The sequence below is a fragment of the Stenotrophomonas sp. YJH_SMC_37 genome, assembly GCF_059370035.1.
This window is the reverse complement of sequence record NZ_JCAFTG010000016.1, coordinates 1-23326: the sequence shown is the minus strand read 5'-3', so window position 1 is coordinate 23326 and position 23326 is coordinate 1. Positions and strand designations below refer to the sequence as shown.

The window sequence follows — 23326 nt, the reverse complement described above, 5'->3', positions numbered from 1 at the left end:
GCATGGCGTGGATCTACTGTAGAGCCGAGCCCATGCTCGGCTTTCCGGTTGAAAGGCAGCCGAGCATGGGCTCGGCTCTACAGGAACCTCACCCTCGCCAGCGCAGCAGCAGGTCGCGCAGCGGGGTCAGGGCCGTGACCATGCCGACCAGCACGCCCACCGTGTTGGCGATGGCGTCCATCGGGTCGGCCATGCGGTTGCTGGTCAGTGCGCCCTGCGCGAACTCGATGCCGATGCCCATCAACACCAGGGCCACGCCCACCCACAGCAGCGGCCTGCCGCGGCGGAACAGCTGCACAGCGCTGCCGGCCAGGATGAAGTAGGCGACGAAGTGCTCGCCCTTGTCGCTGTTTTCCGGCAACGGAATCGGCGGTGGCGGGATCAGGCAGACCACAATCACCAGCAGCACGGCCAAACCCCACAGCACGGCCCAAAACCGCGGCCGCCGCAGCGGCTTGATCACCGGCAACACCTCGCTCACAGGCGCCAGCTCAGGTCACCCAGTTCGAAGGCCGGTTCGAAATCGACGCCACGCTGCAGGCCGATGGCCTGGAAGCGCTCGCCCATCTCGGTCGGCAGGGTCAGCTTCTTCACCTGGTCGCGCAACTGGATGCGGCCGACCTCGTCGGTGCGTTCCTCGGCCAGCAGCAGCACCTGGTCCAGGCCGTTGCCGAGCAGGAAGCTGGCCTGGCTGCAGTAGCCCGCCAGCTCGAAACCGCCGTGCATGCCGGCCTCGGCTATCGCGGTGAAATCCACCGACGCGGTGATGTCCTGCAGGCCCGGCCAGCGGTGCACGTCGTTGTGCACGTGGTGGCGGTAGAACGCGCGCACGGTGCCCTCATCGCGGTCGTGCTGGTAGAACTCGCTGCGACTGTAGCCGTAGTCGACGAACAGCATCGCACCACGCTGCATGCCACCAGCCACCGCCTGCAGCCAGTACGGCAGCTGCGGCAACACTTCGGAACGGTAGCCCTCGGCGAAAGGCTTTTCCAGGTAGCGCTCGATATGGCGCACCGCACCGTTGAGCAGGATGTCGGCCGGCTGCGCACCACGGATGAAATTGCCTTCGGCGTCCAGCTCGACGGTTTCCTCGTAGACCTCGCCATCGCGGATCAGGAAGCGCGGGGTCGGCAGCGCGTCGATCACCTCGTTGGCGAACACCACGCCTTCCCAGTCCTCGTCGAACGGGCGGTCGACCCAGTCCACGCGCGCGGCCAGCTCGGCCGGCAGGTTCTGCTGCAGACGCTGCTGCTGGCGCTCGCGCAGATCGGCACTGGGTTCGAGGATGGCATAGCGCGACGGCAGCGCATCCAGCTCGGCCAGGCGCAGCAGCACTGCCTCGGCGAAGGCGCCGGTGCCGCCGCCCAGCTCCAGCATCCGCGCCTGCGCGCCGAGCTGGGCGAACACCGGCGCCAGCGCATTGGCCACGCTGCCGGCAAACAGGCTGCCAAGCTCGGGCGCGGTGGTGAAGTCACCACTGCCACCGAACTTGCTGGCGCCGGCGCTGTAGTAACCCCAGCCAGGGGTATACAGGCACAGCTCCATGAAGCGCGAGAAGGGCATCGCCCCGCCCTGGGCAAGGATCTCGGCGCGCAGGGCGGCGGCCAGCTGGTCGCTGTGGGCCAGGGCATCGGCTTCGGGCAGGGGGAAGGTGGGCTGCATGGCGTCTTCGAATGCGGTGACAATGGTGCACAGGATAGCCGAGCCTTGGAGGACCCTCGATGAGCGATACCCACCCCGTGGTCCTGATCACCGGCAGCGCGCGCCGGATCGGTGCGGCCATCGCCCGCCAGTTCCACGCCTGTGGCTGGTCGGTGGTACTGCATGCCAACACCTCCAGCGCCGAACTGCAGCAGGCCGCGTTCGATTTCGACAATGTGCGGCCGGGCAGCGTGCTGGCCCTGCAGGCCGACCTGCGTGACGCCGACGCCCTGCCCGACCTGGTGGAACAGGCCGTCACCCACTTCGGCCGCCTGGACGCGCTGGTCAACAACGCCTCCAACTTCTTCCCCACCCCGCTCGGCCAGGTCACCGCCGAGGCGATGGACGCACTGTATGCAGTCAATGCACGTGCGCCGCTGCTGCTGTCACAAGCGGCGGCGCCCTACCTGCGCCGCCAGCAGGGCTGCATCGTCAACCTGACCGACCTGCACGGCACCGATCCGATGCGCGACCACATCGCCTACACCATGGCCAAGGCCGCGCTGGAGATGGCCACCCGCGCACTGGCACTGGAGCTGGCGCCGAAGGTGCGGGTCAACGCGGTGGCGCCGGGTGCGATCCTCTGGCCGGAACAGGGCAAGGACGATTTCGCCCGCGAGGCGCTGCTGGCGCGCACGCCGCTGGCGCGGATCGGCACGGTCGAGGAGATCGCCGAAGCGGTCTACTGGCTGGTGGCCGAAGCCAGCTTCGTCACCGGCCACACCCTGCGCGTGGATGGTGGGCGCACCGTCAGCTGAAATCTTGCCGGCCAGCGGCCGGCACCACCGGTAGCGCCGCGCCATGCCCGGCGAGCGCAGCGGCAACAACAACCCATCATTCCAGGTCCACCACCTCGAACGCCTCGCCAAACTGCGCGTGCGCCCGCCACAGCGTGGCCAGGTCCTGCCCGCTGACCGGGTCGATGAAGCCCGGCGCGATGTCCGCCAGCGGCTTCAGCACGAAGGCATGCTTCAGTTCCGGGCGCGGAATGCGCAGGTGGCCGGGGCCTTCCACCACCAGGTCGCCGTAGAACACCACGTCGATGTCCAGGGTCCGGTCGGAGAAGCGCGGCCCGCTGCGATCGCGGCCGTGCGCGTCTTCCAGCGCGTGCAGCCAGTCGTCCAGTTCCTGCAGCGGCAGGTCGGTGTCGATCGCCACGGCGTTGTTGAGGAAGGCCGGGCCGTCGAAGCCGACCGCGGCAGTACGGTAGGCCGGCGACACCCGCAGCGCGCCGAAACGCTCGCGCAGGGCCGTCACCGCGGCGTGGAGGTAGCGGCGGGGCTGGACGTTGCTGCCCAGGCTCAGGAGCACGGTGGTCATGCGGTTCAGGTGACGGCACTTGGGGGGCGTGGACATGCCGTCGTCACGGCGGCCTGCCTACAATCCGGGACGCACATGATAGGGCACCGACATGACCTATTGCGTTGGAATCGAGGTGGACGAGGGCCTGGTCTTCGCTGCCGACACCCGGACCAATGCCTCGCTGGACGATGTGCGCGTGCATCGCAAGCTGCACGTGTTCGAATATCCCGGCCAGGCAGCCTACGTGCTGATGGCGGCTGGCAACCTGGCCACCACCCAGCTGCTGGTGTCGCGCCTGGGCCGCGACGCCGCAGAGCGGCGCGTGCCCAACCTGCGCGACATGACCCACCTGTTCGAAGCCGCCGCGTATGTGGGTCAGCTGCTGGTGGACAGCCAGGTGCACAGCAGCCACAGCGAACACGGCCATGACGGGGTCAACACCCAGGCCACGCTGATCTTCGGCGGCCAGATCGCCGGCGAGCGGCCCGGGCTGTACATGATCTACCCGCTCGGCAACGCCATTGCCGCCTCGCCGGAGACGCCCTACCTGCAGATCGGTGAATCCAAGTACGGCAAGCCGATCCTGGATCGCATCCTCAGCCCGACCACGCGGCTGGAGGACGCCGCGCGCACGGCCATCGTCTCGCTGGACTCCACCATCCGGTCCAACCTGTCGGTGGGCCTGCCGATCGACCTGGCGCTGCTGCGCGACGGTGAACTGCGTATCGGCCGGCAACTGCGGCTGGGCGCGGATTCAGCGCTGTATGCCGATATCCACCAGAACTGGTCACGGCGCCTGGAACAGGCGGTGGACGCCCTGCCGCGGTTCCCCTGGGAAACCGTGGATTGATCGACCTGACCTGCCGCCGGGCATGGCCCGGCGCTACCGAAGGCGGTGGGTAGCGCCGGGCCATGCCCGGCGATGCTTACTCAGCCCAGCGCTTCGGCCACGGCGCGGAATACCTGCTGCATCTGCAGCGGCTTGTGCAGTACATGCACCTCCACTCCGGCCGGGAAGGCGTCGGCCGAGACCGGCACCGCAGGGTCTTCCAGCACCAGCGCCGGGCCGCGGTAACCGAGCGCAGCCATCTCGCCCAGCAGCTGGCTGGCCGGCAGCAGCTTGGAGCCGGCATCGGCAATCACCAGCGCCGGCATTGCCTCCTGCTGCATCCAGCGCAGCGCCGCCGGGCCATCGGAGGCCAACTGCAGCTGGTAGCCCTGGCTGGACAGCGCGTTACCGAGCAGCGACAGGCGCGTGGCTTCCCCATCGACCACCAGGATCGACTGGCCGCTGCCCAAGGCCACCAGCTGTTCGATCGGCTCGCTGCCGTCGATGATCTCGTGCATCGGCAGGCGCAGTTCGAAGCAGGTGCCCTGTCCCGGCTGGCTGCTGACATGGATGCTGCCACCAGCGCCCTCAACAATGCGCTTGCAGGAGATCAGGCCCAGGCCAGTGCCATCTGCCTTGGTGGTGAAGAATGGATTGAACAGGTGCGACAGCGTGTCCGCATCCATGCCAATGCCTTCATCGGCAACGCAGATACGCATCCAGTCCACGCCATCGCGCTGGCCGGCATGGCTGGCGGTCAGGCTCAGTCGGCCGCCGTTGGGCATCGCCTGGATCGCATTGAGTGCCAGGTTCAGCATGACCTGCTGCAGTTCGGTGTAGTTGGCATCCACTACCAGGCCTTCGTCCTGCACCTGCAGTTCCAGGCGCACGGCATCGGGCACGTTGCTGCGCAACAGCAGGGCCACCGCATCGAACAGGCCCTTGATCTCGATACGCTCGCTCGGCTTGCGCGAACCGCGCACGAACGACAGCATCGATTCGGCCATCTCGTGGCCGCGGCGGCCACACTCGGCGATGACGTCGGCCAGGTGGTGCAACTGCGGATCGTCGGTACGCGCCTTCAACAGGTCCGGCATGATCAGCAGCGGCTGCAGGATGTTGCGCAGGTCATGGCTGAGGCCGGCGGCGAGCAGCGACAGGCTTTCCAGGCGCTGCGCGCGCATCAGTTCGGTCTCCACCCGTGCGCGCTCTACGGCGCTGCGGGCATCGCGGATCGCACGCGCCACCGCCGACGGCAGGCGCGCCGGCTGGTGCTTGATGATGTAATCGTTGGCGCCTTTCTGCAGCGCCGCCACCGCGTTCTCCTCACCCATGGTGCCGGAGACGAAGATGAAAGGGACTTCCGGCGCCGTCTCGCGCACGATGCGCAGCGCATCATCACCGGAAAACCCCGGCATGCTCAGGTCGGACAGCACGATGTCCGGCTGGAACGCGGCCAGTGCCTGGCGCAGCTCCGCCTCGCTCTCGACGCGCTCGAAACGAGCGTCCAGGCCCGCATCGAGCATCTGTTCGGACATCAGCTCGGCATCTTCCGGTGAGTCCTCCACCAGCAGGATGCGCAGCGCCCCCAGGGCAGGACCGGTCAGGGGCATGGGCTCACTCGAGTTCCGGTGCCTGGTTGATCAACGCCCAGAACTTGCCCAGGGTCTGCACCGCACCGAAGAACTGGTCCACGTCCACCGGCTTGACCACGTAGGCATTGACCCCCATGTCCCAGCTGCGGGCCAAATCACTTTCCTCGCGCGAGGACGACAGGATCACCACCGGCAGGCGCTTGAGTTCTTCGTGCTCGCGGATCTGCCGCAGCACTTCCAGGCCGTCCATGCGCGGCATCTTGATGTCCAGCAGCAGCACCGCCGGCAGGCCTTCCTCGCGGTTGGCGAAGGCGCCGCGGCGCAGCAGGTAGTCCATCACTTCCACGCCATCCTCGACGTGCACGATGGGATTGGCCAGACGCGCCTCTTCCAGGGCGTCGATCGCCATTTCGGCATCGGCCGGGCTGTCTTCGGCGAGAAGAATGGTGCGCAGAGTCGTCATGCAGAGGGACCTTGTTTGTCCGCGTCGGTCGCGGGGGGCAGGTAGAAGTGGAAGGTGGCGCCGACGTCCGGTTCGGCCTCGGCCCAGATACGGCCGCCATGGCGGGTGAGCACGCGACGGACGCTGGCCAGGCCGATACCGGTTCCGGGGTAGTCGCTGGCCTTGTGCAGGCGCTGGAACACACCGAACAGCTTTCCGGCATAGGCCATGTCAAAGCCTGCACCATTGTCGCTGACCGTGAACTGATGGCCGCCGTCGGGCTGGGGCTGGTAATCCACGCGGATCTTCGCCGGTTCGCGGTTGCCCGAGTACTTCACAGCGTTGCCAAGCAGGTTCAGCCAGACCTGGCGGATCATGTTCTCGTCACCCACCACGATCGGCAGCGGCGCGATGTTCCACTCCACCTGGTGCACGTGGCCGCTGGCCTCAGCCTCGGCCTGCAGATTGGAATCGAGCATGGCGCGGGTATCGGCCACCAGCGACTGCATGTCCACCGCCTGGTGCCGCATTGCCGCACGGCCCAGCCGCGAATAGACCAGCAGGTCGTCGATCAGCGCGGCCATGCGCCGCGCCGAACTGGAGATCACTTCCAGGTAATGGCGGCTCTTGTCATCGGCCGCATCGCCGAGATGGCGCGACAGCTTGTCGGAGAATCCAGCCACGTGGCGCAGCGGCGCCCGCAGATCGTGCGAGACCGAGTAACTGAAGGCTTCCAGTTCCCTGTTGACCTCGGACACCTGTGCAACCTTGCCTTCCAGCTGGCGGTTCAGTTCCTCCACACGCAGCTGCACCGCACGCTGCACGGTGACGTCGCTGACCGTGAGCAACACCACTTCGTCATCGGTGTCCGGCAGCGGCATGCGCCGAGCGTTGAGCAGCATGTAGCGCACCAAGCCATCGGCGGTGCGCTGTTCATGCTCGAAGTCCCAGAGTTCCCGGCCGCGCAGCAGCACATCGGACAGTCGCTGGCGCATCACCGGGTCTTGCCACGCACCGTTGCCGACGTTATCCAGCACCAGGCCCTCGGCGCGCTCATCCTGCAGACCATACAGCTCGGCGAAAGCAGGATTGTGCAGCTGCACGCGCAGATCGCGGTCGAGCAGCACGATCGGCTCGCGCACCGTCTGCAGCACCGACGCTGCACGCGCGGCCGAACGCAATGACTGCCGCTCGGCGTGCAGGCGTCGGCCGATCTGCCGCTGCAGCAGCCACAGCACCAGGCCGAGCAACGCCAGCTGGACCACCAGCGAACTCCACGACACCAACTCGGTCTGCTTGCGCTGGCGGGCGGCCTGCTCGGCGCGCTGTGCCAGCAGCTTCTGCTCGCTGGCCTGCAGTTCCTCCACCAGCCCGCGGATCGGATAACGCGTGCTCAGGTCCTGCACCAGCTCGCGCTGGTCACTGTTGGGCTCTGACTTTGCCAGTTCGCGGGCAAGCGCCATGCGCCCTTCCAGCATCGACTCGATGCGGCCGATGCGGATCAGCTGCTCAGGATTGTCGCGGGTCATCCGGCCCAGTTCAGCCAGGCGACCGGGAAGTTCATTGGCTTTGGCCATGCGCTCGCGCAGGCCAGGCGCGTCCACGCCCTTGGACAGGGTCAGCGCGGCCGATTCGACATCGCGTACATCGGCCTGCAGCTGCTGCAAGGCCACGCCGACAGCCTGGGTATGATTGACCCAGGCCATCGCATCTTCGCTGTCCTGCTGCAGGTGGCGCAGTGTCAACCACGGCACCACGATGATCGCTGCGGCGGCCAGCGCCAGGGCGGGCATCCGCCAGCGGTCCCAGATGTCATCACTGAAAACCAGCGCCATAGTTCCTCATCAACACGGCCGCAAAGCATGGGCCGTACCCGGCCCCAGTGCGGCGGAACCGGCAATATAGCGCAGGCGGGTCAAAACTCTGGAGTTTCCAGCGCCGCTGGCTGAACGGCTGGTACTTCGGCGCTGTACGGCCGAGCCCACGGTCGGCTGGAACCCAACGGCAGCCGAGCACGGCTCGGCTTCACGCGGGAGTGGGCGCCCCATACCGGGGCGCCCACTCCGCCAGGTCAGCGCTTGGCAGCAGTGCTGACCTTCAGTGCAGCGGCATCGACGCGGGTCACGCCCTTGATGCCCTTGGCAGTGGCAACCGCCTTGTCCTTCTCGGCCTGGGAGGCCACCGCGCCGCTCAGGCTGACAACGCCGTTCACGGTTTCCACCTTGATCTCCGTGCCCGGAACGTTGCTGCTGGCCAGCAGGTCGGCCTTCACCTTGGTGGTGATCCAGGTATCGGTCACAGGCTCATTGGAGTCATGGCGATCAGCATGCGTGGCCGGATGGCTGCTGGTCGGCGGGCTCTTGGCAGCGGGATCCTTTGCAAATGCAGCCGAGGAGGACAGCGCCAGGCCCAGCGTCAAGGCAGAAGCAATCAGTGTGCGGGAGGTATTGCTCATCGTGTCGTACTCCTTCGGGATGTGCTGCCAGTCTGGACAAGCCGCCGTAGAGCAGGCGTGGCGCTGCGGTCATGCCGCCGTGAATCGGACCGTTTCCTGGGGCAACGGTTCAGTTTGGCCTGTCACCACCCGTCGTATACCCTGCCCTTCCCACAGCCGGAGCTCTGCCATGCGCCCCGACCTGCAACTGGCCCTGATCGGCTACGGCCTCGCCGGCCGCGTCTTCCATGCGCCGCTGATCCAGCACACACCCGGGCTGGCGCTGCACAGCATCGTCAGTTCGCAGCGCGACACATTGCTGCGCGCGTTCAGCGACGTGCACGTGCGTGCGATGCCGCAGGACGTGTTCGACGATCCGGCCGTGGACGCAGTGGTGATTGCCACACCGAACGCGCAGCACGCGCCGCTTGCAATCGCGGCGCTGGCCGCGGGCAAGCACGTGCTGGTCGACAAGCCGTTTGCGCTGGATGTCGCTGAAGCCGAAGCGGTACTGGCTGCGGCACGCAGCGCCGGCCGCATCGCCACCGTGTTCCAGAACCGGCGCTTCGATGCGGATTTCCTCACCCTGCAGGCGCTGCTGGCCGAAGGCGCACTCGGCGACGTGGCCGAGTGCCATGCGCATTTCGACCGTTACCGGCCGCAGGTGCGCGATCGCTGGCGCGAGCAGGACGGGCCCGGTAGTGGCCTGTGGTACGACCTGGGTCCGCATCTGCTGGACCAGATGCTGGTGCTGTTCGGCTGGCCCGAGGCGATCGATGCGGATCTTGCCGTGCTGCGCCAAGGCGGCAGCGGCATCGATTACTTCCACGCCGTGCTGCACTACCCGCGGCATCGCGCGATCCTCCATTCCGGTTCATTGGTCGCGGCACAGACCCCGCACTTCAGCGTGCATGGCAGCAAGGCAAGCTGGATCAAGCACGGCCTGGACGTGCAGGAGGCGCAGCTGCGCCGCGGTGTGGCACCCGGTGCGCCAGGCTGGGGTATCGATCCGCGGCATGGTGAGCTGGTGCGCTGCGATGCCGAAGACAACGTGCAGCGCACGACGGTGGACAACCTGCCTGGCGACTACCGGCGGCTGTATGCGCAGTTCGCCGCGGCGATGCACGGCGACGGCGAAGCTACGGTCAGCCCGGTGCAGGCACTGCAGTTGATGCAGTTGCTGCAGGCGGGCATGGACAGTGCGCGCGAAGGGCGGCGAATCGCGTTGGGGTGATCGGCAGGGCTGCGCCCTGCACCCGCAGAAGCGGTAGTGCCGGCCGCTGGCCGGCAACCTCAACAGCAAAAGCCGGCTATCCGTGGGATGGCGGGGTGGGTCGGGTTGCGGGGGACGCCGTAAATCCGTCCCTGGAGGCTTGGCCGCGCCATCCATGCCGCAGACACCCCCGCAACCGCCCCCACCTGGCCTTCGGCACTTTCCCGCGATCTGCCAGTAGATCCACGCCATGCGTGGATGACGTGCAAACAATCGGAAAATGCTTTTGCAGAGTCGAGCCATGCTCGACTGCCCCTGGCGCCATGGGGGTCAGCGCCCTTTCCTGCGGAAAGGGGTCCGACCCCGATTGCTTACGACTTCTTGATGGCGTGCCCACCGAACTCGTTGCGCATCGCCGACAGCAGGCGGTCGGTGAACGAGTTGGATTCGCGCGAACGCAGGCGTTCCAGCAGCGACAAGGTGATCACCGGGGCCGGCACGTCCAGCGCGATGGCTTCGGCGACGGTCCAGCGGCCTTCACCGGAATCCTCCACATACGGCGCGATGCCATCCAGCGACGGATTGCGCTTGAGTGCTTCGGTACTCAGGTCCAGCAGCCACGAACGCACCACGCTGCCGTGCCGCCAGACTTCGGCCACCTGGGCAAGGTCCAGCTCCATCTCCTGCTTGCGCTCCATCAGCGCGAAGCCTTCGGCGTAAGCCTGCATCATTCCGTACTCGATACCGTTGTGCACCATTTTGGTGAAGTGGCCAGCGCCGGATGGGCCGACACGCGCCCAGCCGCGGTCCTCGGCCGGTGCCAGCGTACGCAGCAGCGGCGCGATCTGCTCCACCACCGGCGCTTCGCCACCGACCATCAGGCTGTAGCCCTCCTGCAGGCCCCACACGCCTCCGCTGGTGCCGCAGTCGACGTAGCCCAGGCCGTCCTCGGCCAGCGCCTTGGCGCGGCGGATCGAGTCCTGGTAGTTGGAGTTGCCGCCATCGATGACGATGTCACCCTCGGCCAGGTGCGGGGTCAGCTGGCCCAGCGTCTGGTCGACGGTTTCGCCGGCCGGCACCATCAGCCACACCACGCGCGGCACCGGCAGCGCGGCCACCGCGGCGGCCAGCGAATCAACCACCTCCAGGCCGGCCTCGGCGGCGCGCTGGCGGGCCCCTTCGCCCGGGTCGTAGCCGACCACGCGGTGGCCGCCGCGATGCAGGCGCTGGGCCATGTTGGCGCCCATGCGGCCGAGGCCGATCATTGCAATATCCATTGTTTCACCTTCAGTTGGGGTCTAGGGTCAGGCTGCCTGGCCTGCCGGTAGCCGCGCAGTGGCGCAGCTGCGCCTCGCGCCAACGCCGGTAGAGCGTGGTATGCAGATTGTGCACCGCCAGGTCGATCGAAAAGGGGGTTCGCGGGTTGCGGTCAAGCAGGCGGGCGATGTGGTAGCCGATGGGACGTATACCGCGCGGATGCACATAGATCACGAACTGCTGGTAGAACGGATCGTCCAGCAGGCGGTCCATGCGTGCCAGCGTGGCGTGGTAGCGCGGCGCAAGCGCCGCGCGCACCTCAGGGTCGCGCTCGAACAGCAGGCGTTCGAAGTAGCGCTGGCCGGTGCGCGGGATGTCCTGCGCGAGTTTCCATAGTTCGACGTTGCGCTGGTCGTACCAGGCCAGGCCGCCATGCGTGGCCAGCGCCCGCGCAGCGTCCTCGCCCACCTCGACCACCACGAAGTTCTCGGCCTGGTTGCTCAGGTCGTCCAGCGTGCCCTTGTCGTATGCATGCTCGATGAAACCAGGCACACCGACGAACGCCTGGCGCCCCATCGCCGAGGTACGCACTGCCTTGCCATCGGCGAAGAAATCGCCGGCATGCGCGCCAAGCAGGATGCTGTCGGTCCCATGCAGGGCGAGAAAGGTGCCGATCGACAGCTCATCCGCAGAGAACTCGGTATCGAAGGCAGCATCGCCATACAGCTCGCGCTGGGTGGCCAGCTGCGCGACCTGGCGGCCGACACCGCATTCGGCACGCACGGCACCGTTGTAGAACGCCTGCAGCGCCTTGCTGTTGCCCGCGCTGGGAACGAAACCGCGGCCAAGACTGTGCGTACGCTGCCAGCCTTGAGCGCGCGGGCCCTGCAGGCCGAAACCGATCCAGCCCATCTGCAGGCCGGAGAAGCGGAAGCGGGTGTTGGCCTGCAAGGCCGAGGCGGCGCGTTGCGTGGCCGCCCCCAGCTGGAACGCATAGGCGCAGATCGTGGCCGGATCGTCCAGCAACTGCTGCAGCAGCGCTTGGCGTGCAGCAGCGGACATGTGCGCCGGCCAGCGCACGTGCAGATCGCCTGCTGCCTGCGCCTCGGCCAGCGACGCACGGGTGCACACCGCGCCACCATGCACCTGCGGCTCCTTCAGCGCGGCCTCGTCGAAGCGCCAGCCCAGCCGCAGCAGCAGCCCCTGGGCGCAGTCGCCGGCTGTGGCCGCCACGCCCATCACAGGCGCGAGCAACAGGGCCGCGCCCATCAGCCAGCCGTGCACGTTCACCCTTGGTCCGTGCGGACCGGCGCGGGCTCAGGAACTGCTGCGGGTGGTGGCGGCGGTGGCGTGCCCGCAGCCTGTGGCAGGTACTGCTGCAGGCGCTGGAAGAAACGGCGATAGAAATCGGCGTCGGTAACCGTGCTGCTCGCCACTTTCACCAGCGAATCGTCATTGCTGCCGAACGGCAGTGATACCGAGCCCAGTGCACCGACGCCGACACTGGCGGACGTCGGGCTCTTCTTCAACGCATAACGGTCCTGCACGGCGCTTACGAACACCAACGCCTGATCGCCCCGGGGCGCACAGGAGATGCGCAGCACCAGCTGCTCATGGTCGTCTTCGCGCGGCTGGAAGTTCTTGTTGCCTTCCACCTGTGCGTCATCGGCACGGGCGATGGCGTACCCCTGGCTGAGCAGGGTGCGTCGCGCCGCTTCACAGGCATCGCCGGGGCGGCCATCGACGGTACGCGAGAACGTGTCGCCGGAATCGAAGGATTCGCGCAGCAGCGTGCTGTCGGCGGCACGGCCACCACAGGCCGACAGGATCAGGGCGCTGCCAAGCGCCACAACAGCACTGGAAACGAGGGAGGACCGCATGGGTGCTCTTGCGAGGACGGTACCGGCAAGGGTAGCCCCGTTGCTGTGTGCGGCAGGTCGAAAGCACCCGCGTCAGGCGGCCCCGTTTGCAGCCGGTTCATGCACGAAAAAAGCAGAAGGGCCGGCAATGCCGGCCCTCGGGTATCACATACCGTGTCCGGCTCAGTCCGCCCAGCGACCGGCGCCGGTCGACTGCGGCAGCACCTGTGCCGACAGCGGGCGGTCGTTGGCCAGCAGGTTCACCGCATCGGCCAGGATGGACGCCGACTCGCGCAGCAGCGGGTCCGGGCGCTTCTCGGCCGCCTTCTCGCGCGCGGCGTCCTTGACGATGTCGCGCTCGTTGCCCGTCAGGCCGTCATCGCTGCTGTCATCGGCCAGCGGGTCCAGGGCCAGGCCCAGCTCCTTGCGCTGCAGCTGGCGTTCCTTGCGCTGGGCATCCTGGCGCTCACGCTCGGCGCGGCGCGTGGCCTCGTTGAGCGAAATGTACTTCTTGGCCGCCTCGGTGCGGAACTGTTCCACGTCCTCGTTCCACCACTGGAACTCCTTGTCGGTGGCGATGCGTGCGTCGTGGCGGATTTCCAGCTTCGGCAGCAGCGGCGCGAAGTTGCCGTACTGGGTGTGCGGCACGGCGGCGATGCGGGTCCACGGCAGGGCGTTGTCGTAGGTGCTCTCGCCGAACTCGGTGGCGTCGACACTGGCCGGGAAGGCCAGGTCGGGCACCACCCCCTTGTGCTGGGTGCTGCTGCCGCTGATGCGGAAGAACTGGGCGATGGTCAGCTTGACCTGGCCAAAGCGCTGGGTCTCGCCGCTCGGCCAACGGTCGAGGTCGACGATGTTCTGAACGGTGCCCTTGCCGAAGCTGGTTTCACCGATCACCAGGCCACGACCGTAGTCCTGGATGGCACCAGCAAAAATTTCCGAGGCCGAGGCCGAACCGCGGTTGATCAGCACCGCCAGCGGGCCATCCCACGCCACGCCCTGGTTGCGGTCGCTGTTGACGGTGACGCGGCCACCAGACTCGCGCACCTGCACCACCGGGCCCTGCTCGATGAACAGGCCGGTCAGTTCGATGGCTTCATCCAGCGAACCGCCTCCGTTGTTGCGCAGGTCCAGCACCACGCCGTCCAGCTTGTCGTTCTTGAAGCCGGCCAGCAGCTTGGCCACGTCGCGGGTGGCCGAGGCGTAGTCGGCCGCATTGCGGCGACGGCCTTCGAAGTCCTGGTAGAAGGTCGGCAGCTTGATCACGCCGATCCTGCGTGCCGGCTCGCCATTGGCGGCCGGGATGGTCATGGTCTCTCCCTTCGCGGCCTGTTCGGCCAGGCGCACCTTCTGGCGGGTCAGCACCAGGGTGTGGTGCTTGCCGTCGGCACCCTCGGCGGCCGGAATGAATTCCAGCTTCACCTGGGTATCCTTGGCACCGCGGATCTTGGCCACGACGTCGTCGATGCGCCAGCCGATCACGTCCTCGACCAGGCCGGACTTGCCCTGGCCGACGCCGACGATGCGGTCACCCGGCTTCAGCGTGCCATCCACTGCAGCCGGGCCACCGGCGATGATCTCGCGGATCACCACCATGTCGTCCTGCCGCTGCAGCTGCGCACCGATGCCTTCCAGCGAAAGCGACATCGCCTGGTTGAAGTTCTCGGCGGTGCGCGGGGTGAAGTAGTCGGTGTGCGGATCGACAGCGCTGGTGTAGGCGTTCATGAAGAACTGGAAGACGTCCTCGCCCTTCAGCTCGTTGACCGACTTTTCAAGCGTGGCATAGCGCTTGTCCAGCGTCTTGCGGATGTCATCGGGCTTCTTGCCGGCCAGCTTAAGGCGCAGCCAGTCATTCTTCACCGACTTGCGCCACAGCTCATCCAGCTCGGCGCTGCTGGCGGCCCACGGCACCTTCTTGCGGTCGTACTCGAAGCGCTCGTCGGTGGTGAAGTCCGGTTCCTGCTTGAGCAGCTTGCGCGCGTAGGCCACGCGCTCGCCGACGCGCTGCTTGTAGACCGCAAACACCTGGAATGCCGGCTCCAGCTCGCCGCCGCGAATGGCCGAGGAAATGTTGGCTTCGAACGGCGCAAAGCGCGCCACGTCGGCCTGCGTGAAGTACTGCTTGCCGCCGTCAAGCGTCTCCAGGTAGCGCTTGAACACGTCCTTGGACGTGGCCTCGTCCAGCGCGCGCGGGCGGTAGGCATAACGGCTGTCGGACAGCAGGCCGTACACCAGCTTGGAGGTGGTCACCTGATCGGCGGTTACCGCAGCGGGCAATGCCGGCGAGTCGGCCTTGGCCGCCAGCGCCAGCGGCGCCACCAGCGCCAGGGCCATCAGGAATGCGGGGGCTTTGAATTTCATTGACGTGCTCGAAGGCGCCTTGCCAAGGGGGAGACTGCGGGGTGTTAAGACACCACGACAGTGCCGAAAGTTGCCGGGTTTGTCACCCGGCCGCGCTCGGTGGAAAACCAGCCTAGCCGGGCCGGTGTAGCAAATTGTGAATGCATGTAGAGCCGAGCCCATGCTCGGCTGGCCGGCAGCAAGCAGCCGAGCATGGGCTCGGCTCTACGGCAGGCAGAGGTGTGCGGACCAAGGGTCCGCACCCACAGGAGAAGTAGCTCCCACCCACCGGCAGGGTGTCAGGAAATGCCGGCGCCCTTGGCCTGGACGTCGGCGTGGTACGACGAGCGCACCATCGGGCCGGAGGCCACGTGGCTGAATCCCAGCTCGTAGCCGTAGTCCTCCAGCGCCTTGTAGTCCTCGGGAGTCCAGTACTTCAGTACCGGGTGGTGATGCGCGGTCGGCTGCAGGTACTGGCCGATGGTGATCATGTCCACATCGTGCGCGCGCAGGTCGCGCATGGTGGCCTTGATCTGTTCGAAGTCTTCGCCCAGACCCAGCATGATGCCGCTCTTGGTCGGCACGCCCGGGTGCTGCGCCTTGAAGTTCTTCAGCAGGTTCAGCGACCACTGGTAGTCCGCACCCGGGCGCACATTGCGGTACAGGTCCGGTACGGTTTCGATGTTGTGGTTGAACACATCCGGCGGGTTCTGCGCCAGGATCTCCAGCGCGCGCTCCATGCGGCCCTTGCCACGGAAGTCCGGCGTCAGCACTTCGATGCGGGTACCCGGCGACTTTTCGCGGATGGCGGTGATGCAGTCGACGAAGTGCTGGGCACCGCCGTCACGCAGGTCATCGCGGTCGACGCTGGTCACCACCACGTACTTCAGGCCCATGTCGGCCACGGTCTGGCCGAGGCTGGCCGGTTCGTTGGCATCCGGCGGCTTCGGGCGGCCATGGGCCACGTCGCAGAACGAGCAGCGGCGGGTGCAGACCTCGCCGAGGATCATGAAGGTGGCGGTGCCATGGCCGAAGCATTCGTGGATGTTCGGGCAGCTGGCTTCCTCGCATACGGTCACCAGGCGGTTTTCGCGCAGCTTGGCCTTCAGGTTCTGCACGGCATTTCCCGAGGGAATGCGCACGCGGATCCATGACGGCTTGCGCAGCACCGGCGCGTCGGCGAACTGCACCGGCGAGCGGTTGATCTTGTCACCGCCCAGCTGCTTGACCCCGGCCTGCAACGGCGCGGCGGATGGGGAGTCGCCCTGCACGATCTGCAGGGGAATGGAACGGGCGGTGGTTTCAGTCATGGCAGTTCCGGGAGCGGTCAGGCGGCCGCAGAAAGATCGGGCAGTTCGTGCGTGGGCTGGAGCAGCAGGCCGAACTGGCGGGCCAGGTGCTCCAGCAGTACCGGCTTGACGGCCTCCATGCCGGAGGGCCCGCCCAAGTCTACTACCGAGGTCACCTGCAACCCCTGATAGCCACAGGGATTGATGCGGTGGAAGGGTTCCAGGTCCATGGCCACGTTGAAGGCCAGCCCATGGAAGGTGCAGCCGCGCCGCACACGGATGCCGAGCGCAGCGATCTTGGCACCACCGACGTAGACGCCCGGGGCGCCCTCGCGGCGTTCGGCACCGATGTTCCACTCGGCCAGCGTATCGATGAGGGCCTGCTCGATGCGGCACACGTAGTCGCGGACCCCGATCCCCAGCCGCGGCAGGCGCAGCAGCGGATAGACCACGATCTGGCCGGGACCGTGGTAGGTCACCTGGCCACCTCGGTCCACGTGCAGCACCGGGACCTCACCCGGTGCCAGCACGTGCTCGTCCTTGCCGGCCTGGCCCAGGGTGAACACCGGGTCGTGCTCGACCACCCACAGCTCGTCGGCATCGTTGTCGTTGCGCTGGTCGGTGAAGCGCTGCATGGCGCGCCATACCGGCTCGTAGGCCTGGCGGCCGAGGTCACGGACCACCGCCGGACGCGGCGCGCGGTGTTCCGGGGCGGCTTCGGCCGGGCAGCTGTCGGCTACAGCGTCCACTTCACTTCCGGGTGGTCGCGCAGCGCCTGGTGCGCCAGGTCGTACTGCTCGCGGCTTTCGGCCTTGAACACGATGCGGACGGACACGTACTTGCCGTTGGAGGAGTGCTTCCAGCTGATGCGTTCGTTGACCACATCGATGCCGGCAGCCAGCAGCAGGCGGGGGAGCTCATGTTCCAGGCCGCGGTTGGCCGGGCCCATGGCGCTGAGCTCGAACTGGCCGGGGAACTGGAAGCCGTGGTCGGGGTTGTCGGACTTGATTTCCATGAAGCCATTATCGGGCCGCAGGGCAACAAACCCAAGAGTATTCATCAACGTCAAACGGCGCACTGGTGAGTCGCTGCGTTGCAGCTGAACAGACGTTCAGCATTGGTCATTGCCCCAAAGCCCGCTACAGGAGGGTTCAGGATTGTCCTCACGAGACAATGTCGTTTTCGGAACAGACAAGTGATTCGAACGCGCTCGTTCCGTCACGTCCCCGCGAGTACCGTGTCGCGGCATACAACGACAGACAGAACAAAGCCCTCCCAATGAGTCCCCCTTCCCACCGCCGCCTTGCGGCCCTCGGCCTGTACGGCCTGCTGGCTGCTGCCCTCCCGCTTGCCGCCCAGGCGGCCGAACAATGTGGCCCGGACGCGATGCGCGACCATCCGCCGCAGGTCAATTTCCGCGTCGACAACGACCTGTTCGGCGGCCGCCACCAGGACCAGGGCTATACCAACGGTGCGCTGTTGACCCTGGTCTCCCCCAATCTGGTCGATTACACCGACGACCCCTGCCTGCCGCGCATGGCGCGCTGGGTGAACCGGTACCTGGAAGGGCTGCATCCGGGCAGGTTCGAACAGCAGAACATGATCTTCAGCATCGGCCAGGGGATTTTCACCCCAACCGATTTCAGCCGCAGGGACCTGATCGAGGACGACCGCCCTTACGCCGGCGTGCTGATCGCAAACTTCGGTTTCAATGCGCGCAGCGGCGACCGCCTGCAGACCACCCAGCTGACACTGGGCGTGGTCGGCCCGTGGGCGCAGGGCAAGCAGGTGCAGAATGCCGTGCATGAAGTGTTGGGCGACGAGAAATTCAAGGGTTGGGACAACCAGCTGCACAACGAACCACTGTTCATGCTGACCCATGAGCGCATGCGCCGCTGGCCGGGCGATGCCAGCGTCAATGCCGACGGTTGGGGTTGGGACGCGATCAGCCACTACGGCGGGTCGATCGGCAACCTGGAAACCAAGGCCAATTTGGGCGGTGAAGTGCGCTTCGGCTGGAAGCTGCCGGATGACTTCGGCAGCACGCCGTTGCGCCCGGCAGGTGAGAACACGGCGCCGACCCGCGGCGGCCGCCCAAGCGGGTGGTCCTGGCACCTGTTCGCGACCTCCGACGCTGCCTGGGTGATCCGCGACATCACGCTGGATGGCAACACCTTCCGCAACAGCCACAGCGTGGACAAGCGCCATGTGGTGGCCTACGGCGGGTACGGCGTGGCGGTGATGTACGGCCGCTGGAAGTTCGCTGCCGCGCGGTACCACAGCACGCGCGAATTCAACGGCCAGCGCCAATCGCCGGTGTTCGGCAGCTTCACCATCAGCCGCTCGCTGTAGGCGAGGCGCTGAGGGTGAAGCGGGTAGGTGCCGACCGTTGGTCGGCACACCGGTTACTGCATCGCTCGCTGCAAGTGAGGCGCTGCCGGTAGTGCCGGCCGCTGGCCGGCTCTCGCATTTCCGGATTGATTCATGGGGAGCCGGCCAGCGGCCGGCACTCCCCCCATCCGCATCCGACATCCCGGAACGAAAAGGCCGGCATACGCCGGCCTTTTCATTCACCACGCCGGGGCGTGGATCATTCCGATTCCCACCACATCCAGAAGCTGTCCCACAGGCGCTTGAAGAAGCCGGCCTGTTCGACGGCAGCCACGGCAACCAGCGGCGCTTCGGCGACGACCTTGCCGTCCAGCGTGACCTTCACGGTGCCGATCTGCTGGCCGGCAGTGAACGGTGCCTCCAGGGTCTTGGGCACGTCGATGCTCGGCTTCAGGTCGTTGTAGCGGCCGCGCGGCACGCTGACCAGCATCGGCTGCGCCACGCCCAGCTGCACCTTGTCGGCGGTGCCCTTCCAGACCTTGTGCTCGGCCACGGGCTTGCCCGGCTCGTACAGGCGGTGGGTCTCGAAGAAGCGGAAACCCCAGTTCAGCAGGGCCAGGCTGTCATCAGCGCGCTGCTTTTCCGACGCACCACCCAATACCACGGCGATCAGGCGCTGGTCGCCGCGCTGCGCCGAACTCATCAGGCAGTAACCGGCTTCGGAGGTGTGGCCGGTCTTGATGCCGTCGACGCTGCCATCTCGCCACAGCAGCAGGTTGCGGTTCGGCTGCTTGATGTTGCCGACCTGGAATTCCTTGATCTTGTTGTACGCGTAGGTTTCCGGGTAATCACGCACCATCGCGCGGCCCAGCAGTGCCAGGTCATAGGCGGTGCTGTGGTGGCCTTCGGCGGTCAGGCCGTGGGCGTTGACGAAGTGCGAGTTCTTCATGCCGATCTTGGCGGCGTAGCTGTTCATCAGCGACGCGAAGGCTTCTTCGCTGCCGGCCACATGCTCGGCCAGGGCGATCGCGGCGTCATTGCCGGACTGGATCGCCATGCCCTTTTCCATGTCTTCCAGGCGTGCGGTCTGGTTGACCGGGAAGCCGCTGTAGCTGCCATCGGTGCCGGCGCCGCCTTCGCGCCAGGCGCGCTCGCTCATCATCACCTGGTCATCCGCACGGACCTTGCCGTTCTTGACCTCGGCGGCAACCACGTAGGACGTCATCACCTTGGTGATGCTGGCCGGGGCCAGCTGCTCGTGGATGTTTTCGCCAGCCAGCACCTGGCCGGTGGCGTAGTCCATCAGCACCCAGGCCTTGGATACGCTCGGCACCGGCGCCGGGGGGGTGGCAACGGTGGCCGGGGCGGCGGCGGCAGGCGCAGGCGTGGCCGGGGTCGGCAGCGGCGTCTGGGCGGAAGCCAGGCCCACCACCAGGGTGGCGGCCAGGGCGGTGGCGGCGGAACGGAAATTCATTGGACAGCAGGCTCCAGGGGACGGCCAGGAATGGAGGGTGGAACGAAGCGGCCATTGTAAGGCCGGGCGAGCCTGGGCCGGCAGCACCAGCCCAGGCGGGTCAATCCTTGACGATCTGCGGCGAACCCAGGCCCAGACCGGCGATGCGGCCGACAAGTTCCGCGGCACTGGCATGGTCGCTGGCGGGAACGCGCAGCCGGAACAGGGTGCGGCCACCGGCGGCGATGTCGCTGATGGTCGCGCCGACAATGCCGGCCGCGTTGAGCTGGCCCATCGCGCGGTTGGCATTGTCGCGGCTGGAGAAGCTGGCGACCTGCACCATCACCGCGCCGACCACCTGCTGCGACAGGCTGGGGGCTGCTGCGGTGGCGGGCACCGTACGCACTGCGGCCGGCGCGACCGTGCGCGGCGCGGCGCTGGCGACTGCAACCGGCGCCATTGTGGGGCTGCGCACCGGCGGTGCGCTCGGCGGCAGGCTGCTGACCGCCACGTCCGGCACCGCGCTGGCCACGCCCTGTGTGGTGGCCGGCTGGCCACGCGCAGGCGTGGCGTCGGCCGGAAGGCGCTTGACCAGGCGATCGATGTCGCTGTCGGCGGTGGCACGCGCAGCCGTTACCGGGCGCGTACTGGCCGCCGCGACAGCCGTTTCGGCGGCACGGCGCTCGCGGCGCGACGGCTTCTGCGCCAGCAGGTTGCCCTCGCCCGGCTGCAACGCGCGCACCTCCACATTGCCGGTACCGCGCTGGGTGATGCCCAGCCGCACTGCGGCGGCATAACTGAGGTCGACCACACGGCCATCATGGAACGGGCCACGGTCGTTGACGCGCACGATCACCGACTCGCCGTTGTCCAGGTTGGTCACACGGGCGAAGCTGGGCAGCGGCAGCGTCTTGTGCGCGGCGGTGAACTGGTACATGTCGTAGACCTCGCGGTTGGAGGTCAGGCGGCCGTGGAACTTGGCGCCGTAGTACGACGCGGTACCGCGCTCGACATAATTGCGGGTGTCGTCGAGCACCTTGTACGACTTGCCCAGCACCACGTACGGCGACTTGTTGCCGATGGCCGAACGCTCTTCGGCGGTCACTTCCGGCTCGGGAATGCAGGCGACGTTGGGAATGTAGTCCGGGGTGCTGTCGCGCACGCCTGGCTTGTACAGCCCCCCGGCGGTGTAGTTGCCGCGCGTGTTCGGGTCTTCCTTGGCCGCGGCATAGGGCGAGCCTTCCGGGCAATGCGCCGGGCGCGAGCCCCGACCCTGCACCACCGTGCCGCTGGGCTTGCCACCGTGGCCGGCCGTGGCCGGCTTCTTCGGCGCACTGCTGCAGGCAGCCAGCGCGAGGACGATCAAGCTCGGGACCAGCCATCTGATGTTCATGCCGGGGGCAGCTCCTGTCCGGCGATGGCCTGCGACAACTGGAACACGGCCATCGCGTACATCTTCGAGAGGTTGTAGCGGGTGATCGCGTAGTAGTTCTGGAAGCCCAGCCAGTACTGCTTGCCGGTGCTGCCCTCAAGCGTGATCGGCGTTGCGGTGGCGCCCGGCTGCACCGTAGCGCTGGGCTGGTAGCCGCGCTGGGCTAGGTCGGCCAGCGACCAGGTCGGCATCCATTCGGTCGGGTTGAACTCCTCGCGACCCGGCGCCAGCGTGGCCGGTACGGCCACCTGGCCACCACGGACCCAGCCGCCCTTCTTCACGAAATAATTGGCGATGGACGAGAACACATCGTCGTAGCTGGTGAACAGGTCGCGACGGCCATCGCCATTACCGTCCACGGCGTAATCGAGATAGCTGGACGGCATGAACTGGCCCATGCCCATCGCACCGGCATAGCTGCCCTTGAGCGTGGTGATGTCCAGCTTTTCCTCACGGCCCAGCTCGAACAGCTTGGCCAGCTCATCGCGGAAGAACAGCTCGCGGCGCACTTCGCGCTCCAGCTTGGCCGGGTCGCCACTGCGCGGGTAGTAGAACGCCAGCGTGTACAGCGCATCGAGCACGCGATGATTGCCCGCATTCTTTCCGTAGCTGGTTTCCACGCCGATGATCGCCACGATCACCTCGGCCGGCACGCCGGTGCGCTGCTGCACGCGATCCAGTTCGGCACGATGCTGGGCCAGGAACGCGCGGCCGCCATCGATGCGTGCCTTGCTGATGAACATCGGCCGGTACTCGTTCCACGGTTTGACCCGTTCGGCCGGACGCGACATGGCGGCGATGATCGGCTGGCGCACCTGCGCCTGGTCGAGCACGCTGCTGATCTGCTCCGGCCTCAGGCCATAGCGCTTGGCGGTATCGGCAATGAAGCGGGCCCGTGCAACCTCGAACGGCACCGGGGTGAGATCGACCGGCGGTGCGGTGGCGGCAGCGGCTTCAGGCGCGGCCTCGGCCGGACCATGGGCCTTGGCGGACGGCTGGCGCGGCGTGCTGCTGGCCTGCGGCGAAGACGGTGGGGACTTCGGCTGGGTCGCGCAGGCGACCAGGCCGAGGGTGAGCATGCAGGCCAGAGTGCGTCGAATCATCGTCGCAGGTTAGCAGGTCATGGATGAATTAAAACCCCTAACACCATGAATCACAACGATTTGCCCCGTTCAGCGGGAAATGTGAAGACGTCGTGATCGGGCTTCCCCATTCAGATAGAGGTGGCCGGTTGCGTCCCCATCCCCGCAGACGCAACCGGCGACCGGATCCGGTCGGTACCTGCGCGGCTGCCGCTCCCCAGTGACAGTTCCCCGCGCTCCCTGTACCCGTTGGATCAGTACTGCTCCCGCCCGACGCCCCCTCGCGCTGCATCGATTGACGGCGCGCCGTGCCGAACGGGCCGCCATTGTGCAGGCCGATTACGACAAGTCCATTGATCAAGATCAACGCGGCGTAAAAGTGTGAACCAGCTAACGTTTTTTGCGGACTTTGGTCAGCGGGTGTGCTGTCGTGCAGCGTTGTGAGAACGCTTCCATAACTGGCGTTGCGCAGAGTCAGGAAGTTTCCAGCCATCGGCGCAGCCCCTCGTGGGTGGTGTCTGGGTGGTCGCGGAAAGGAGAAGCCGCGGGTGGGCCGGTCGGGTTGGGTACGCGGGGGACGCCGTGAATCCGTCCCTGGAGGCTTGGCAGCCGCATCCATGCGGCTGACTGATCTGGCCCCCCGTCAGCGGACGCCAAGAAGCGATACTTTGATCGCACCTGGAGGTCCCTTATGTCCCGTATCACCCGTCGTAGCTATACCGATGAGTTCAAGCACCAAGCCGTGGAGTTGGCCGAGTCGCTCGGGC

At 66.9% G+C, this 23326-nt stretch carries 21 protein-coding genes; 4 read left to right on the top strand and 17 right to left on the bottom strand.

Annotated elements, in window-relative coordinates:
* Window positions 1-88: 88 nt before the first annotated feature.
* Both AC5P8J_RS18120 and AC5P8J_RS18115 read right to left on the bottom strand, forming a co-directional pair.
* On the bottom strand, window positions 89-481 hold the full coding sequence (locus AC5P8J_RS18120) for a VanZ family protein (RefSeq protein ID WP_227854287.1): 393 nt from the start codon (window positions 479-481) through the stop codon (window positions 89-91).
* Window positions 478-1662, bottom strand: a complete 1185-nt coding sequence (locus AC5P8J_RS18115) for a class I SAM-dependent methyltransferase (RefSeq protein ID WP_227852058.1) — start codon at window positions 1660-1662, stop codon at window positions 478-480. Before AC5P8J_RS18115 ends, AC5P8J_RS18120 begins: the two co-directional genes overlap by 4 nt.
* 59 nt (window positions 1663-1721) lie before the next feature.
* Between AC5P8J_RS18115 and AC5P8J_RS18110 the strand changes: the two genes are divergently transcribed.
* The gene (locus AC5P8J_RS18110) at window positions 1722-2459 is read left to right on the top strand and encodes a pteridine reductase (protein ID WP_019660663.1); all 738 of its coding nucleotides are present in this window, start codon (window positions 1722-1724) and stop codon (window positions 2457-2459) included.
* Between the two features lie 76 nt (window positions 2460-2535).
* Here AC5P8J_RS18110 and folK read toward each other — a convergent pair whose 3' ends face one another.
* Window positions 2536-3021 (bottom strand): 2-amino-4-hydroxy-6-hydroxymethyldihydropteridine diphosphokinase, encoded by a 486-nt coding sequence (folK, locus tag AC5P8J_RS18105; protein ID WP_134731692.1) that lies wholly within the window; start codon window positions 3019-3021, stop codon window positions 2536-2538.
* Between the two features lie 91 nt (window positions 3022-3112).
* On the opposite strand from folK, the gene AC5P8J_RS18100 reads away from it, so the two are divergent.
* Complete coding sequence (locus tag AC5P8J_RS18100) at window positions 3113-3853, top strand: proteasome-type protease (protein WP_021204677.1); 741 nt, start codon at window positions 3113-3115, stop codon at window positions 3851-3853.
* Between the two features lie 80 nt (window positions 3854-3933).
* Here AC5P8J_RS18100 and AC5P8J_RS18095 read toward each other — a convergent pair whose 3' ends face one another.
* The 4 genes from AC5P8J_RS18095 to AC5P8J_RS18080 all read right to left on the bottom strand — a co-directional run bounded on the left by AC5P8J_RS18095 (window position 3934) and on the right by AC5P8J_RS18080 (window position 8324).
* Window positions 3934-5445, bottom strand: coding sequence for an ATP-binding protein (locus AC5P8J_RS18095; protein ID WP_019660666.1), 1512 nt, complete (start codon window positions 5443-5445; stop codon window positions 3934-3936).
* A gap of 4 nt (window positions 5446-5449) precedes the next feature.
* On the bottom strand, window positions 5450-5890 hold the full coding sequence (locus tag AC5P8J_RS18090) for a response regulator (RefSeq protein WP_005411057.1): 441 nt from the start codon (window positions 5888-5890) through the stop codon (window positions 5450-5452).
* Window positions 5887-7704 carry a sensor histidine kinase gene (locus tag AC5P8J_RS18085; RefSeq protein WP_019660667.1) on the bottom strand — a complete coding sequence of 606 codons (1818 nt, stop codon included), beginning with the start codon at window positions 7702-7704 and terminating at the stop codon, window positions 5887-5889. The genes AC5P8J_RS18090 and AC5P8J_RS18085 overlap by 4 nt, the downstream gene beginning before the upstream one ends.
* A 236-nt stretch (window positions 7705-7940) precedes the next feature.
* The gene (locus AC5P8J_RS18080; protein ID WP_019660668.1) at window positions 7941-8324 is read right to left on the bottom strand and encodes a BON domain-containing protein; all 384 of its coding nucleotides are present in this window, start codon (window positions 8322-8324) and stop codon (window positions 7941-7943) included.
* Between the two features lie 169 nt (window positions 8325-8493).
* On the opposite strand from AC5P8J_RS18080, the gene AC5P8J_RS18075 reads away from it, so the two are divergent.
* Window positions 8494-9537, top strand: a complete 1044-nt coding sequence (locus AC5P8J_RS18075; protein ID WP_021204678.1) for an oxidoreductase — start codon at window positions 8494-8496, stop codon at window positions 9535-9537.
* 350 nt (window positions 9538-9887) lie between these two features.
* Here the strand turns inward: AC5P8J_RS18075 and gnd are convergent, their stop codons facing one another.
* The 7 genes from gnd to AC5P8J_RS18040 form a co-directional block, all read right to left on the bottom strand.
* The gene (gene gnd / locus AC5P8J_RS18070; protein WP_111098686.1) at window positions 9888-10793 is read right to left on the bottom strand and encodes a phosphogluconate dehydrogenase (NAD(+)-dependent, decarboxylating); all 906 of its coding nucleotides are present in this window, start codon (window positions 10791-10793) and stop codon (window positions 9888-9890) included.
* Window positions 10794-10803: 10 nt separating this feature from the next.
* On the bottom strand, window positions 10804-12042 hold the full coding sequence (locus tag AC5P8J_RS18065) for a hypothetical protein (protein ID WP_134730126.1): 1239 nt from the start codon (window positions 12040-12042) through the stop codon (window positions 10804-10806).
* A 17-nt stretch (window positions 12043-12059) separates the two neighbouring features.
* Entirely contained in the window at window positions 12060-12653 is a 594-nt protein-coding gene (locus AC5P8J_RS18060; protein ID WP_019660672.1) for a DUF2242 domain-containing protein, read from the bottom strand.
* A gap of 162 nt (window positions 12654-12815) precedes the next feature.
* Window positions 12816-14993, bottom strand: coding sequence for a carboxy terminal-processing peptidase (locus AC5P8J_RS18055; protein WP_227854289.1), 2178 nt, complete (start codon window positions 14991-14993; stop codon window positions 12816-12818).
* Window positions 14994-15271: 278 nt separating this feature from the next.
* Complete coding sequence (gene lipA / locus AC5P8J_RS18050; RefSeq protein WP_019660674.1) at window positions 15272-16282, bottom strand: lipoyl synthase; 1011 nt, start codon at window positions 16280-16282, stop codon at window positions 15272-15274.
* 17 nt (window positions 16283-16299) lie between these two features.
* The gene (gene lipB, locus AC5P8J_RS18045; protein WP_227854290.1) at window positions 16300-17010 is read right to left on the bottom strand and encodes a lipoyl(octanoyl) transferase LipB; all 711 of its coding nucleotides are present in this window, start codon (window positions 17008-17010) and stop codon (window positions 16300-16302) included.
* Window positions 16998-17276 carry a YbeD family protein gene (locus AC5P8J_RS18040; protein ID WP_005411067.1) on the bottom strand — a complete coding sequence of 93 codons (279 nt, stop codon included), beginning with the start codon at window positions 17274-17276 and terminating at the stop codon, window positions 16998-17000. Before AC5P8J_RS18040 ends, lipB begins: the two co-directional genes overlap by 13 nt.
* Window positions 17277-17539: 263 nt before the next feature.
* Between AC5P8J_RS18040 and AC5P8J_RS18035 the strand changes: the two genes are divergently transcribed.
* Window positions 17540-18613: a lipid A deacylase LpxR family protein gene (locus tag AC5P8J_RS18035; protein ID WP_021203734.1), complete on the top strand. Its 1074-nt coding sequence runs from the start codon at window positions 17540-17542 to the stop codon at window positions 18611-18613.
* 238 nt (window positions 18614-18851) lie between these two features.
* On the opposite strand, the gene AC5P8J_RS18030 is transcribed toward AC5P8J_RS18035, so the two are convergent.
* From AC5P8J_RS18030 to mltB, 3 genes are all read right to left on the bottom strand, one after another.
* On the bottom strand, window positions 18852-20066 hold the full coding sequence (locus AC5P8J_RS18030; RefSeq protein WP_021203735.1) for a D-alanyl-D-alanine carboxypeptidase family protein: 1215 nt from the start codon (window positions 20064-20066) through the stop codon (window positions 18852-18854).
* A gap of 100 nt (window positions 20067-20166) precedes the next feature.
* Window positions 20167-21438 (bottom strand): septal ring lytic transglycosylase RlpA family protein, encoded by a 1272-nt coding sequence (locus AC5P8J_RS18025; protein ID WP_019660679.1) that lies wholly within the window; start codon window positions 21436-21438, stop codon window positions 20167-20169.
* A complete protein-coding gene (gene mltB / locus AC5P8J_RS18020; protein WP_227854291.1) occupies window positions 21435-22580 on the bottom strand; it encodes a lytic murein transglycosylase B in 1146 nt (381 codons plus the stop codon). Before mltB ends, AC5P8J_RS18025 begins: the two co-directional genes overlap by 4 nt.
* Window positions 22581-23326 lie beyond the last annotated feature (746 nt).